Source organism: Bacillus sp. FSL W8-0223 (assembly GCF_038006805.1).
In the GTDB taxonomy this organism is placed as follows: Bacteria; Bacillota; Bacilli; order Bacillales; family DSM-4216; genus Bacillus_O; species Bacillus_O smithii.
On sequence record NZ_JBBOVX010000001.1, the window covers coordinates 1,726,479 to 1,740,018 of the forward strand.

Annotated in this window: 12 protein-coding genes; 5 read left to right on the forward strand and 7 right to left on the reverse strand. The window is 38.1% G+C overall.

Annotated features, from left to right (window positions below):
• Nucleotides 1–700: 700 nt before the first annotated feature.
• The 4 genes from gabT to NST81_RS08490 all read right to left on the reverse strand — a co-directional run bounded on the left by gabT (nucleotide 701) and on the right by NST81_RS08490 (nucleotide 5,042).
• The gene (gene gabT / locus NST81_RS08475; protein WP_048623331.1) at nucleotides 701–2,053 is read right to left on the reverse strand and encodes a 4-aminobutyrate--2-oxoglutarate transaminase; all 1,353 of its coding nucleotides are present in this window, start codon (nucleotides 2,051–2,053) and stop codon (nucleotides 701–703) included.
• 20 nt (nucleotides 2,054–2,073) lie between these two features.
• Nucleotides 2,074–3,447, reverse strand: coding sequence for an APC family permease (locus tag NST81_RS08480; protein ID WP_053083269.1), 1,374 nt, complete (start codon nucleotides 3,445–3,447; stop codon nucleotides 2,074–2,076).
• A gap of 7 nt (nucleotides 3,448–3,454) precedes the next feature.
• Nucleotides 3,455–4,282, reverse strand: a complete 828-nt coding sequence (locus NST81_RS08485) for a carbon-nitrogen hydrolase family protein (protein ID WP_048623333.1) — start codon at nucleotides 4,280–4,282, stop codon at nucleotides 3,455–3,457.
• 70 nt (nucleotides 4,283–4,352) lie between these two features.
• Nucleotides 4,353–5,042 carry a GntR family transcriptional regulator gene (locus NST81_RS08490; protein WP_048623334.1) on the reverse strand — a complete coding sequence of 230 codons (690 nt, stop codon included), beginning with the start codon at nucleotides 5,040–5,042 and terminating at the stop codon, nucleotides 4,353–4,355.
• Between the two features lie 745 nt (nucleotides 5,043–5,787).
• On the opposite strand from NST81_RS08490, the gene dhaK reads away from it, so the two are divergent.
• From dhaK to dhaM, 3 genes are read left to right on the forward strand one after another with little or no spacing between them, the layout of a single operon-like run.
• Complete coding sequence (dhaK, locus tag NST81_RS08495; protein WP_048623335.1) at nucleotides 5,788–6,780, forward strand: dihydroxyacetone kinase subunit DhaK; 993 nt, start codon at nucleotides 5,788–5,790, stop codon at nucleotides 6,778–6,780.
• A gap of 15 nt (nucleotides 6,781–6,795) precedes the next feature.
• A complete protein-coding gene (gene dhaL / locus NST81_RS08500; RefSeq protein WP_048623336.1) occupies nucleotides 6,796–7,386 on the forward strand; it encodes a dihydroxyacetone kinase subunit DhaL in 591 nt (196 codons plus the stop codon).
• Nucleotides 7,379–7,756, forward strand: a complete 378-nt coding sequence (gene dhaM / locus NST81_RS08505) for a dihydroxyacetone kinase phosphoryl donor subunit DhaM (RefSeq protein WP_048623337.1) — start codon at nucleotides 7,379–7,381, stop codon at nucleotides 7,754–7,756. The genes dhaL and dhaM overlap by 8 nt, the downstream gene beginning before the upstream one ends.
• Nucleotides 7,757–7,978: 222 nt before the next feature.
• Here the strand turns inward: dhaM and NST81_RS08510 are convergent, their stop codons facing one another.
• The 3 genes from NST81_RS08510 to NST81_RS08520 form a co-directional block, all read right to left on the reverse strand.
• Nucleotides 7,979–9,313: an amino acid permease gene (locus NST81_RS08510; RefSeq protein ID WP_048623338.1), complete on the reverse strand. Its 1,335-nt coding sequence runs from the start codon at nucleotides 9,311–9,313 to the stop codon at nucleotides 7,979–7,981.
• Between the two features lie 660 nt (nucleotides 9,314–9,973).
• The gene (locus tag NST81_RS08515; RefSeq protein WP_328203066.1) at nucleotides 9,974–11,056 is read right to left on the reverse strand and encodes an FUSC family protein; all 1,083 of its coding nucleotides are present in this window, start codon (nucleotides 11,054–11,056) and stop codon (nucleotides 9,974–9,976) included.
• A 187-nt stretch (nucleotides 11,057–11,243) separates the two neighbouring features.
• Complete coding sequence (locus tag NST81_RS08520) at nucleotides 11,244–11,966, reverse strand: DsbA family oxidoreductase (protein WP_003352875.1); 723 nt, start codon at nucleotides 11,964–11,966, stop codon at nucleotides 11,244–11,246.
• 294 nt (nucleotides 11,967–12,260) lie between these two features.
• Between NST81_RS08520 and NST81_RS08525 the strand changes: the two genes are divergently transcribed.
• On the forward strand, nucleotides 12,261–13,283 hold the full coding sequence (locus NST81_RS08525; RefSeq protein ID WP_328203069.1) for a nucleotide-binding protein: 1,023 nt from the start codon (nucleotides 12,261–12,263) through the stop codon (nucleotides 13,281–13,283).
• A complete protein-coding gene (locus tag NST81_RS08530) occupies nucleotides 13,280–13,459 on the forward strand; it encodes a hypothetical protein (protein ID WP_003352877.1) in 180 nt (59 codons plus the stop codon). The genes NST81_RS08525 and NST81_RS08530 overlap by 4 nt, the downstream gene beginning before the upstream one ends.
• Nucleotides 13,460–13,540 lie beyond the last annotated feature (81 nt).

The window sequence follows — 13,540 nt, forward strand, 5'->3', positions numbered from 1 at the left end:
AATGTTAAAACTGAATATATATTTTGTATGAAACAATCCGTTCATATAGGAGGAATAGTGCGAATGTAAAGCGCACATAAAATCACCGAAACATTCGCACCTGAATCCGACCCTTTTATTCGAAAATTATGGTATTCATTTAAAAAATTTCTTTGTTTTGTTAAAAGAAAATAGTGAGTTTTTGATCAAAAAGACGGGAATTTTCGGTTTTTTTGATCAAAAACCGCTGTCGCACTCTACATGAGTGCGTGGATTTAAATTTTATCCATATTCCGATAGTAAAGGACTGCTAATCGTCGCACTCTACATGAGTGCGTGGATTTAAATTTTATCCATATTCCGATAGTAAAGGACTGCTAATCGTCGCACTCTACATGAGTGCGTGGATTTAAATTTTATCCATATTCCGATAGTAAAGGACTGCTAATCGTCGCACTCTATATGAGTGCGTGGATTGAAATCCATATTTAGAAACAAATCGATTTCTTGGCAATAATATCAGCGCCACAACAAATATTTCAAGCTAGATGAAAAACAACTGTGATATGCTATTCTAATTAAAATTCACTAATTTATTTGCAAGTTAAGATTAATAATAACACAGACAAAAATTAACCCTCTTTTGTTATTAAAGCCATCCCCGCTCAAGGGATGGCTTTGTTCATGGCAAAACTTAGCGTTGTCTCTTGATTTTCCCTCGTCATAAAGAAATTTTTTCAATAGAGGCTGCTGCCAAAATAGATTGTTCAAGAATTTCCAGCCCTTCTTGCAATTGTTCATCAGTAATGGTAATCGGCATCAGCAAACGTATAACATTGCCGAATATGCCTGCGCTTAAAAGAAGTAAACCACGCTTATTGGCTTCAGCGATGATTCGATTGGTTAAATCTTTGTTAGGCTCTTTTGTCTCTCTGTCTTTTACAAGCTCTATTGCACACATTGCTCCCAGCCCCCGAATATCGCCGATAAACTCGAATCGATCGTACCAATTTTTAAACTTGTTCATGACGGTTTTACCGATTTGTTCGCCGCGAGCGTTTAAATTCTCGGATTCAATGATGTCCAATACGGCTAATGCAGCCGCACAACCGAGTGGGCTTCCGCAATAAGTTCCGCCTAATTCACCTGGCGAAGCAGCATCCATAATGTCGCTTCTACCAATCACGCCGCTTAACGGTACTCCTGCAGCAAGTGATTTAGAAACGGTGATCAAATCAGGAACAATGTCGAAATGCTCAATGGCAAAATAACGGCCAGTCCGGCAAAAACCTGTTTGGATTTCATCCGCCACGAATAAAATGCCATATTCATGGCAAATGTCATAAACCGCTTGAACAAATTTTTTACTGGGAACGATGAAACCACCTTCGCCTTGTACAGGTTCCATAACAACAGCCGCTACCATTTCTGGAGCAACGTCATTTTTGAAAAAGTTTTTAAATTCTTCGATGATAAAATTTTCATATTCTTCGTCCGAAATGTTGCCTGGTTTTCTATAAAAATATGGATAAGGCGCTTTATAAACCTCTGAAGCAAATGGGCCGAATTCAAATTTATAAGGCTTTACTTTGCTTGTCATCGACATCGTCATTAATGTCCTTCCATGGAAACCTCGTGTAAAGCTAATGATGCCCGGTCTTTTTGTGTATTTTCTAGCAATTTTCACGGCGTTTTCTACTGCTTCTGCGCCGCTGTTGAGGAGAATCACTTTTTTATCATCATTTCCCGGGGCGATGGCCGCTAGTTTTTCAGCTAATTCAATATATGGTTCATACATCACGACATTAAATCCTGTATGAATATATTGATCGATTTGAGCTTTTAAAGCATCTACCACTTTTGGATGGCGGTGTCCTACATTGATCGTACCTATGGCTCCTGCAAAATCTATAAACATATTACCATCCACGTCTGTTACGAGTGCACCAGCTGCTTCTTTGGCGAAAGTAGGTATTCCATAGCTAACTCCACGGGGGATCGCTTTTTCTCTTCTTTCCAACAAGCTTTTAGAGATGCTTCCTGGTAAACTGCTTTTAACATTTGCGTATTTCATTTGTATCCATCCTTTCCATTTTAAATAGATTTTTGATCAAGAGGCAATTCTGTCGGACTTTCAACGCTTTGAAAATCCATTTCGGGTGGTGCTATTTTAAAGCCTTTTGTTAAAAAGGCTAGATAAACGATTCCGATGAAGGTCCATATCGAACCGAGAATTTTTGCATTTTTATCCAAATTCAAAAATAGTCCAAAGTCTAAAACGGCTCCTACTAAAGGAATGAGAAAATAGAAAAAAGTATCCTTGCTTGAACGATTTTTTTGTTTTATATAGTAGTGAAAAATCACATCCACATTGACAAATATAAATGTCAAAAACGCTCCGAAATTAATAAAGGATGTGGATGTCGTAACGTCCATATTCACCGCTAGCAAAGAAATGGCTCCAATTATCACAATATTGAGAATGGGTGTTTTGGTTTTTGCATTTAAATAGCCAAATAATTTTGTCGGCAATACGTTGTCTCTGCCCATTGCATATAAAAGGCGCGCACCGCTTGCCTGGGCAGCGATTCCCGATGCAAATTGGGCAATGATCATACCGGCAAGGAAAATGGAGCTTAACAATGTTCCGCCAATTTGTTTAGCAATTTCAAATGCAGCTGAATCAAGATTTTGAAAATCAATGTAGTTTGGATGAACAAGATACAGAAAACAAGAGGAAATGACAAAGATGATTCCACCGATGAAAGTAACAAGCAAAATAGCTCGCGGCAGCGTTTTTTCCGGCTGCAGCGTTTCTTCAGACATGGTTGTGACAGCGTCAAATCCTAAAAATGAATAACATGCGATGGAAGCTCCTGCAAGTATAGATGAAAGAGAGGAGTGACTGTTGAAAAATGGGTTGTGATCGAATGAGTTGCCTCCAGTATTCGAAGTTATGTTCATGATGGATAATATGAGAAAAAAAGCAATCACTAGCAGTTGAAAAACCATCATGAAAAAATTGACATTTGTCGTCATTTTAACGCTAATGACATTAATGATGGATGTGATGACAATAAAGGCGATAATCCATATCCATAGAGGAACGGACGGAAAGGCAGAATGAAGATATACGGATCCGATCAGCCAGATGACCATGGGAAGGAATAAATAATCTAATAATATAGCCCAGCCAATAATGAACCCCAAATGTGAACTGATCGACTTTCGAGTATAAGTATAGGCTGAACCTGAGGTGGGGAAGGCTTTTACCATTTTTCCATAGCTGTAGGCGGTAAATAGCATGGCGATCAACGCAACGACATAGGCGGTTGGAACAGAACCGTGGGTGGTCTCGGCTAAAATGCCATAGGTTCCGAAAACAATCATAGGTGCCATATAAGCAAGGCCAAAAATAATCACTTGCGGCAGCTTTAATGTTCGTTTCAGATGAAGCTGTTTCTTCATATCCATATCATCTCCTTTGTTTGGTTTTGTTTTCTGATTTATCAGTCAATTCATCGGATAGCTCGACGTATAAGTCGGTTCTCCGATCCGCCAAATAATTTAAATGTTCATCAAATGGTTTATTTAGCGGAACATGAATGGTGATTAGCTGTTCTTCATCATTAAGTTTGACGATTACAGTGCCGTTTGCGTCGACGGCAGCGCTTTCACCAAAGAAAGTAGTATCACATTCTGTTCCGGTACGATTGCACAATACGATTGGAATTTGATTTTCCATAGCTCGGCTTTGTAAATAAATGAATTGATGCTTTTCATAAGGCTTCATGTTTGCCAGCGGTACGAGTAGAAGCTCTGCTCCCTTAAGCCGGAGTATTCTTGCGACTTCTGGAAATTCCAGATCATAGCAAATCATTAATGCTATTTTTCCAAGCTTGGTATCAAAGACAGGCAGCTCTGTTCCTCCTTTAAATACATTTCTTTCGTTAGCAAAGAGATGGGATTTTCGATAGATGCCTCTTATCGTCCCTTTGTCGTCAATCAGAATGGCAGTGATAGAGAAGGTGGAGTCCTTATTTTTTTCCGGAAAAGAGATAACAGCAAAGATTTCATGTTCTCTACAAGCACTTTGGAAAATTTGAATGCAATTGCCTGAAAGCGGCTCGGCCAACTCACTTAAAGATTCCCAAACAAAATATCCAGTTAAACATAATTCCGGAAACAGAATGAGCTGTGATTGCTGCTTTTTTGCTGTTTTCATCATTTCGATCATTTTATGAATATTCTCTTTTTTATCGCCTTGTTTTGGTGAAAATTGAGCCATGGTCACTCGAACCATTTGGTTTACCTCCCAGTACTGAGGATTTATCTTATGTATACAAAAATTGTATACAATTTATGCCGTGGCTTTATACGTAACGATGAATGATTTGTGTAATCGAGACAGGATCCGTAAATTCTTTTGAAAAATCAATATCGTTTTGAATCGATTCGATATGTTTAAAAGCTAGTTCTTTTGCTGCTTTAGGCTGGTGATTTTTAATCGCCTCTAATAATTCATCATGCTCACAGATGGCGTTTGCTTCTTTATGTTCAGATACATCATAGAAGCTTAATATGATATGGGATAAAGTAATAATTTTTTTAAGAAATTCGATTAAATACGAATTTCTGGATGCTTCAATGATACTCAAATGCAAATTCTTTGTTGCCACTAATGACTGGTGAAACAAATGATCTTTCATTAATTTTCGTTCTTCTTCTAAAAAATGATGCATACGATCGATTTCTGCCGATGTTGCATAGTGGGCCGCCAGTTCAGTCGCTTGGGGTTCCAACATTTTCCGGACGCTGAATATTTGCTCCGCTTCAGCTGGAGTGGGGCAGTACACAAAGGCACCTCTTTTTGGCTTTAATTCGATTAATGAATCGTATTTCAATCGCTGAAAAACCGTTCGAATAGGTGTACGGCTGACCCCGAAGGCTTCTGCTAATACATTTTCTTTTAATTGTTGCCCGGGAGGAAAATCTGCATTTACAATGGCGTCACGGAGAACATGATATATTTTCTCCTCAGTCATTTTAGGTGCAGTCTTCATTGAATCATTCCTTTCTAATGAATGGTTTCTTATAAAATAACACGAATTTTCAGAAATATCAAATTTATTGTCAGATTATCTCTCATACTTTTTACTATTGAAATAGGCAAACAATTGATTGGGATGCAAATGACAGACTTATTTCATCCAACTATGTATACGACGAAAGAAAGCATATTCGTAATGCGTTCATCTATCAGTCAGCTATTGAATTTTTCTATAAATGATGATCAATAGGCTGCCAGTAATCGTCTGGAGAAATAGCAGCGAAAGTTGGGAGAGAGGGGATCGATACTGAAAAATGATTAATCAAGGAAGAAGTTTCCAAAAGGTATTTTTTAGTTCGAGCAAAGTGAAGTTCGTCATGATTTGGATCATTCATTTGCGAAAAAAGTACGTCATACAAAGTTAAAAACACCCTTTCATCCAGTCCATAAGCTAATTTTTTATGTTAATTTTTGATTTAACAACGAACTTTATTTCTTCATAATTTTTTAGGATTCATCGTCACTATGAAGCTTGCTGGAATCATATAAATATGGGAAAATAAGATTGACTGAATACCAAAATTTTCAAAACAAAATGTAAGGGGTTACATATTATCTGAAGAAAAATACTTTTTTAGACGTGAACCATAGCATACCCAATCATTCATGCTGTTAGTCATTTGTTGAGCGGAATATCATTTTATTTTATAGGATATTCATAACTATAAAACCTTGAAAATACAATAGGGGGCTAAACGATGAAAAAGATATTAAATGATCCTAAAAATGTTTTGGACGAAATGCTGAACGGTTTTGTTTATGCAAATGAAGGACTAGTAAAGAGGTTAGAAGAAACAGGTGTCATTTATCGAACTTTTAAAGACGAGGGCAAAGTGGGACTAGTCAGCGGAGGAGGGAGCGGTCATGAACCAAGCCATGCAGGTTTTGTCGGTCAAGGCATGCTGTCGGCTGCCGTCTGTGGCGAAGTCTTTACTTCTCCAACACCTGACCAAATAGTTGAAGCCATTAAGATAGCGGATCTAGGTGCGGGTATTTTATTGATTGTGAAAAACTACACTGGTGATGTGATGAATTTTGAGATGGCTCAAGAGATGGCTGAAATGGAAAATATACAAGTCGAAAAATTAATTGTTGATGATGACATCGCCGTTGAAGATAGCACTTTCACGGCCGGAAGAAGGGGAATAGCGGGAACTGTTCTGGTACATAAAATTTTAGGTGCTGCGGCAGCGTCTGGTTTATCCCTTAAAGAAATAAAAGAATTGGGGGATCAGTTAGTACCCAATATCAAAACAATAGGGGTATCTATTTCTCCGGCGACCGTTCCGGAAGTAGGCAAACCGGGATTTCAACTAGCAGAGGATGAAATGGAGTACGGTGTTGGAATTCATGGGGAACCGGGATACCGTCGTGAAAAAATAAAAACTTCAAAAGAAATCGCAAAAGAACTAGTCACCCAATTGAAAAAAGCATTCAATTGGAAAAAAGGGGATCATTATGCCGTATTAGTAAATGGACTAGGTGCTACGCCGTTAATGGAACAATATGTGTTCATGAATGATGTCCATGCTTTATTAAAGGAAGAAGAGTTGGTGATTGATTATAAAAAAGTTGGTTCCTTTATGACTTCTATTGATATGGCAGGGGTCTCTTTAACTCTTGTCAAACTGGCAGATGATACTTGGACCCACTATTTGAAACTTCCAGTTAAGACACCTGCATGGGTATAGAAGGAGGAATGATGGATGTTAACGACTGAAAATACTGTCAAATGGCTCATTTTATTTGCTGGCAAAGTGAATGAACAAAAGGTTTATTTAAGTGAATTAGACAGCGCTATAGGCGACGGCGATCATGGCACGAATATGGCGCGCGGAACAAAGGACATGGAAGAAAAATTAAAAGAGGAGGAATATGCGACGGTACAAGATGTTTTTAAAAAAGCTTCCATGTCGCTTCTGAGTAAAATCGGAGGCGCCTCCGGACCTCTTTATGGATCTGCCCTTATGGCGATGGCCAAACAAGCCGGCAAGGATGAAAAAGATATAGCGGCGATTCTAAAAGCAGGGCTTGAAGGGATTCAAAAGAGGGGAAAGGCAGTACCGGGCGAAAAAACCATGGTGGATGTTTGGGTCCCTGTGATCGAAGCGCTGGAATCCGGAAATTTAACAAAAGAAACGATACAGGAAGCTGTGAATCAAACAAAAGATATGAAAGCAACGAAGGGACGCGCCTCTTATCTTGGAGAACGTTCCATCGGGCATCTGGATCCCGGCGCCGTTTCAAGCGGATACTTTTTTGAAGCGATGTTAGAGGGAGGCATTCTGAATGAATAAAAAAGAATATGGGATTGTCATTGTCTCCCACGTCGAAGAACTGGCGGAAGGTGCGGCGCGATTATTAAAAGAGGCAGCCCGAGACGTTTCGATCACTTGTGCAGGAGGAACAGATGAAGGGGGTGTAGGGACAAGTTTTGAGAAGATCAGCTCCGCGATCTCCGAGAATAGTGCTGATAAACTGTTGGCCTTTTATGATCTAGGCAGTGCGAAAATGAACTTAGAAATGGCGATGGAAATAACCGAAAAGCAAGTTCATCTTATGGATACCGCGTTAGTTGAGAGCGCTTATACAGCAGCCGCATTGATACAAGCTGATGCACCCTTCGAAGAAATTATAGATCAACTCAAACCATTGAAAATAAAATAAAAACAAGCTTCCAATTTGCAAGATAGTCTTGCAGATTGGAAGTTTTTTATTTGATCCAAAATTTTTATCTAACGCCATATCGAAGTATGATAGATGGAATGAAGCCAAAATATCATGGATCGAATGGGGCTGATTCGTCTGTTGTCGATAGGTTGTTTAGAGCATATGAAAAAAGGCCAAAAACCTAACGAATCCAGGTTCTTGGCCTTTTTAACAAGTCTTTTATCTTTTTGATTTGACAGTAAAAGAAAGAAGAATAAGTACAGCGACAATGACCAGACAGACAATCGTTCCAATGATATTTTGTTTATTAAAAATAAAAGCTAAAAAGATGAAAGATAAACAAATGGCAGCGATAATCGTCGTATAAGGAAACCCTTTTACCTGAAAAACAGGTTTTTCCGAGTATTGAGGCCGGAGCTTTAATTGGGCTAAACATATCCCGATCCAAATTAATAAAACGGTAAATCCTGGAATGGTCATAAGATAGCTGATGACTTGATCAGGGGTCATATAAGCTAGAAATACACCCACTAATATACAAATGGTTGTTAATAATATTCCGTTTAACGGAACGCCTTGTTTGGACGTTTTCAAAAAGGCCTTAGGAGCTTCACCTGTTTGAGACATCGTAAACAATGTTCTGGATGTAGCGTATATTCCTGAATTAGCAGCTGACAGAACAGCCGTTAAAAGCACAAAATTCATTACATGAGCAGCGCCTGGAAGTCCTGAGAAGCCGAAAACTTGCACGAAAGGACTTTCTTTAGAGGATACTTGATCCCAAGGAACGATTCCGCAAATGATGAGAATGGGCAGGACGTAAAAAATAATGACTCTCCAAACGGTTCCTTTAATAATTTTCGGCAAAACACGCTGGCTGTCTTTTGTCTCCGTGACACTGACTCCAATTAACTCAGCTCCGCCGTATGAAAACATCACCACTAAAAAGGCACTGAACGTTCCACCTAAACCATGGGGGAAGAAACCGCCATGGGCTGTGTAATTTGATAAGGAGGACGTGGTACCGGGAAAAATCCCTAGCAAGATTAAAGAACCTAAAAGAATAAAAGCCATTAACGTAACAATTTTAATGCCGGCAATCCAATATTCAAGTTCGCCGTAGTATTTTACTTGAAATAAATTGATTCCCACGATAAAGGCAGCACAGATGAAACTTAACAACCATAATGGCATAGAAGGAAACCAGTATTGCAAAAAACTTCCGGCTGCCAGCAATTCAACGACAGTTACAATAATCCAATTAATCCAATAGAGCCATCCGACGATAAAGGATATCCGATTGCCAAAAGCTTTATTGATCAGATGCTGCACATTGAGTTTAGGATAAACAATCGCCATTTCTCCTAATGCGACCATGACAATAAAAAGCAATAGTCCTCCAATTAAATAGGCAAGCACAACACTGGGACCGGCCATATTGACAGTGTCCGAGCTTCCTTTAAATATCCCTGTTCCAATCATGCCTGCCAAAGCAATAAATTGGACATGTCTTGGCAACAGTCCCTTACGTAAACCTTGATTTTTTTCTTCCATGTTTTCTCATTCCTGTTACTCTTAATATTTTACTTTTGCACTAAAGCATTTTAATCATATAACGTTTTGATGTTTAAATGCTTTTAAGCGCTAAAGTTTTTGATATTACTATATCATAATGAAGCACTGTGTCAATGTAAGTTTAAAAGATCGGAAAATTACGAATAAACTGATTTTTAAAGATGTAGGTATAATCCAAAATGAAAAAACAAATGGGAACTTATAAAAGAATGTCATATTTATCATTATCTGAACAGAAGGTTTCTATTATCGTAAAATAGTATAGGAAAGTGATTTAAGTCATAAAAATGGATGGAGGAAAAACGCTCAATCGATCTTAAGGGATTTACTATAAAAAATTTCGTAAAAAATTTCGTTTTCCTTTTAAAAAAAGCGAACTTGACCTATTCACTCGTCACAGCAGATCGTAAGGGGATAGTGTATTTACAATCCTAATAAAATGTAGGACTAGTAAAGAAAGATAACGGTTAAACATCTCTTCATGAAGCGTTGATCAATAATGAGGGGGTTACTCTTTCGGATGGCAGGTACACAGAAAGTGTGTTTTGGAATCGTTGCCTAAACATCCTTTTATTTATATCCTAAAAAGCATATTGTTGTGAACGGACTGAAATTCAAAATTCATCGTAAATGATCTTCTTAAATGTATTTTTGTTTTTCCGGAGCGGTCCAAAGGAAGTAGCCGAAAACAAGAGCAATAATACAGCCGGCAAAAGTGTACACCAGACGATCGATCATTAAATCAAAAGAAATGTGCTTTCCTTTGCCAAGCAAAATAAAAAGCAAAGGTACCATCGCCATTGAATAAAATACATAATTTTGAGTCTTTAAATAACTGCGAATTCCACCGATGAACGCCACTATGACAACGATCCACAAAAAGGACAACGGAAATATTAAAATGGCGCCACCAATCAGAACGCCGAAAAAAGTTCCAAGAGCGCGTTGATAAATTCTAGAAGGACCGATAGACGTTTTTCTTTGGAGCACCAAAACAACAGTCAGACTGATCCAATAGGCATGTGGATTCTTTAAATATAATTGAATCACTTGTGCTACGCTCAAACACAAAACGACACGGATCGTATAGAGCCAAGCCCGAGATGTTTTCAATCTGATTAGCCAGTATTTACATTGCGTAAAAAAATCAACATTGGAGGGATTGTTGGATAATGATTTGCTAAACGGTTTCTTTTTTATAAAAAACCGATAAGAAACAGAAAAACAGAGAAATAGAAATACAGCCCATATTGAACCTAAAGAAAAAAACAAACCTATCAGCAATGGGCTGATCTGTGTGGGCGGGGATATACCTGCACCGATCATAGATAAAATAGTAAAACGCATGCTGTTCACAGCGAACGTACGATTCAGGCCGCCTACTAGAGAAACTAATCCGTTCACAAACACCAAAAAGATACTAGCTGATAGCGAATGATGATTTCCAATAAATACTCCTAAACTAATGACAATAAATCCTGCGACGATGATCTGCACATAGTTTAAAACTTCTTCCTTTAACGAATGATCCACATTTGGAGGGTTCATAAAAAGACTGCCTAGAGCAACGATGAATCCCGTTTCTACATGGCCGATTAACGCACCGACAATAATCGGCAAAGCCATTCCTAAAGCACTTGAAAAAATTTGCAATTTCGGGACAGGAATAGAAGGATCCCATTGCAAAAAGTATTTCAAAAAATTCAGCGGTTTATGATTCATTTCTTTCCTCCTGTTTCATTCTCTACCATTCATATTATGGAATAACCTAAGAATAATGAACAACCTTACCCCGATAAAAGTACCGGAATAAGGTTGCTGAAATAAATGATCTTTATTTAATGGACAAGTGGAACTTTAAGTAAAGAATCTGGCTTTGTATAGATTTTATTTGATACTTTGGTTCGTTCTATTTTGTTTCAGGAATGGCGCAGCTTCCATCAGCACAGCTTACATTATCTTCCGTTGAAAGGTCTTCAAAGGCAGGGGAAGCGGATTCTTCTTGCCATACTTTTTGCAGAGCACCAACAAAGGTTTCCAATGGTTGAGCACCAGAAATGGCATATTTTTGGTTGATGAGAAAGAATGGAACACCTCTAATGCCATATTGCTGCGCTATGGCTTCGTCTATGCGGACATCATTGGCATAAGCATTTTGATCGTGAAGAACGTCTAAAGCTTGCTTGCGATCTAGCCCGGCTGCTTCGGCGATATCGGCTAATGTTTCGTGATCCCCAATATGCTTGCCTTCCGTGAAGTAAGCCCGAAAGAGTTTTTCGGAAATGTCCGCTTCTTTCCCTTGAGTTTTTGCAAATTTTACTAAACGATGAGCGTCGAAAGTATTCGTCGGCTTCATTCGATCAAAATCGAAAGAAAGTCCAACGCTGGCGGCTTGTTGGCCTATACCTTGATTGGTTTGTTTCGCTTGTTCGATACTCATTCCATATTTTTCTGCAATGGCTTCATGTATGCTTTTTCCACTGTTTTTTGGTGCATTCGGATCCAACTCAAAGCTTTTGAATTCAATTTCTACTTGATCTTTATGCGGAAATTGCGATAAGGCCATTTCTAATCGATGTTTTCCTATATAGCAAAATGGACAAACGTAGTCAGACCATACTTCAATTTTCATATTGAACACCTCATATTATTGGATTCCACCATATAGTAACACAAAGCTGATTAAATCCCACGTATCTTGCTCATTGTGTTGTTATTCCTTATGCTCTATGTAAAAAGTGAAGAGGATTGGATGAAAAAGCCAAGCTTGCTAATTGCGGCTTTTTCCTGTCAAAACAAAATAATTTATGAAATAAGAAGAAATATAATATGATATAGGAGGAAATATCTTACAGACCGATAAGAATTAAACCCATACTTATCAATTTAGCGAAAATCTAAACTAACTAAATGGTTTGGAGGCATTATGGCACAAAATAAACCTAGAGTTTTTATTGGATCTGCAAGAGAGTCAATTGATTATGTAAATGCTGTACATGAAGCACTTAGTTATGTTGCAGAAGTTACTCCTTGGTCTGCTGGAGCTTTCAATCCTTTAAATTACACAATGGAAGATCTCGAAGCGCAATTAGATCAAAATGACTTTGCTGTTTTCATATTCTCCCCAGACGATATCGTAAATATACGGGGTACAACGGCTGTCATGACACGAGATAATACATTGTTTGAAATGGGTCTTTTTTGGGGAAGGTTAAGAAGAGGACGGGTTTTTTACTTGATTCCGAATACAGTACCTAAAGTTTTAAACGAAACAGAAATCGAAGGTTATCGCCTGCCTACAGATTTAATTGGAATTTCTCCTTTGAAATATGAAGTGCGAGAAAAACAAAATTTTGCTGCTGCAGTAAATGTAGCTTGCAGTCATATAAAACGAAAAATTCAAGAACAGGGACCTTATGAAGACCCGGCTATACTTTTAGAAGAAGCAAAATTAAGACAAAAAGAGCGGGACGCAGTGGCTCTTTTTACCCTTAAATTAACCAAAGAACTTATTCATTCTGATGAGACCAAAATCTACGATTACTTGTCTGATGCACTTCGAAGTGTATATGCTATTCATCCACTATTCAGTATAGACGGAGTAGGCGTGTGGAAAAAAGAAGGTAATGATGGATTAAGACATGTTGCAGGAAAAGTAGGACGAGTCGATTTTTATCCTTTTACAATAAACGATGGGAAAAAAGAAGAGGACGAAGATAGGATTCTGGTTATCGATAGCTTTTTAAAAGGGGAAGAATTGGTCCTCTTAACAAAAGATCACTTGTTTAAAACTTATTTAATATGCTATCCTATAGGTAATGAATTGGTTATAACTGTAACTATTTCCGGGTCAACCTTTTTAACTGATGATGAAATAGGATCCCAATTTCTTGCAAACTATGAATTGATGAAAACAATCCATTATCTTTTTGGAGGTGCTTCTGAATGACAAGGTTTATTAATCCAGCAGTGAAAAGAAAGGTTTCTGCCAAGGATTCATATAAACTTGGCGAGCCTGTTGTTGGAGTAAAGGCAGTGGCACCCGTTAAAGGTAAGGAACAAGTCGGAGCCGTAGTGTATAAACGCAAAGCAAAATACGGTGACCTTTTTGAAAATTGGGCATAAGAAACTTATTAAGTTTTTTTTAAAACACTTCAATCTTTATGGTGAAGTGTTTTTACTTTTATGGAGGAATAGTTCTTTAGG

Bases quoted from the DNA above. Each gene is read 5' to 3' on its own strand.
- gabT (WP_048623331.1), bottom strand. From the start codon at position 2,053: ATGAAATACGCAAATGTTAAAAGCAGTTTACCAGGAAGCATCTCTAAA.
- NST81_RS08480 (WP_053083269.1), bottom strand. From the start codon at position 3,447: ATGAAGAAACAGCTTCATCTGAAACGAACATTAAAGCTGCCGCAAGTG.
- NST81_RS08485 (WP_048623333.1), bottom strand. From the start codon at position 4,282: ATGGTTCGAGTGACCATGGCTCAATTTTCACCAAAACAAGGCGATAAA.
- NST81_RS08490 (WP_048623334.1), bottom strand. From the start codon at position 5,042: ATGAAGACTGCACCTAAAATGACTGAGGAGAAAATATATCATGTTCTC.
- dhaK (WP_048623335.1), top strand. From the start codon at position 5,788: ATGAAAAAGATATTAAATGATCCTAAAAATGTTTTGGACGAAATGCTG.
- dhaL (WP_048623336.1), top strand. From the start codon at position 6,796: ATGTTAACGACTGAAAATACTGTCAAATGGCTCATTTTATTTGCTGGC.
- dhaM (WP_048623337.1), top strand. From the start codon at position 7,379: ATGAATAAAAAAGAATATGGGATTGTCATTGTCTCCCACGTCGAAGAA.
- NST81_RS08510 (WP_048623338.1), bottom strand. From the start codon at position 9,313: ATGGAAGAAAAAAATCAAGGTTTACGTAAGGGACTGTTGCCAAGACAT.
- NST81_RS08515 (WP_328203066.1), bottom strand. From the start codon at position 11,056: ATGAATCATAAACCGCTGAATTTTTTGAAATACTTTTTGCAATGGGAT.
- NST81_RS08520 (WP_003352875.1), bottom strand. From the start codon at position 11,966: ATGAAAATTGAAGTATGGTCTGACTACGTTTGTCCATTTTGCTATATA.
- NST81_RS08525 (WP_328203069.1), top strand. From the start codon at position 12,261: ATGGCACAAAATAAACCTAGAGTTTTTATTGGATCTGCAAGAGAGTCA.
- NST81_RS08530 (WP_003352877.1), top strand. From the start codon at position 13,280: ATGACAAGGTTTATTAATCCAGCAGTGAAAAGAAAGGTTTCTGCCAAG.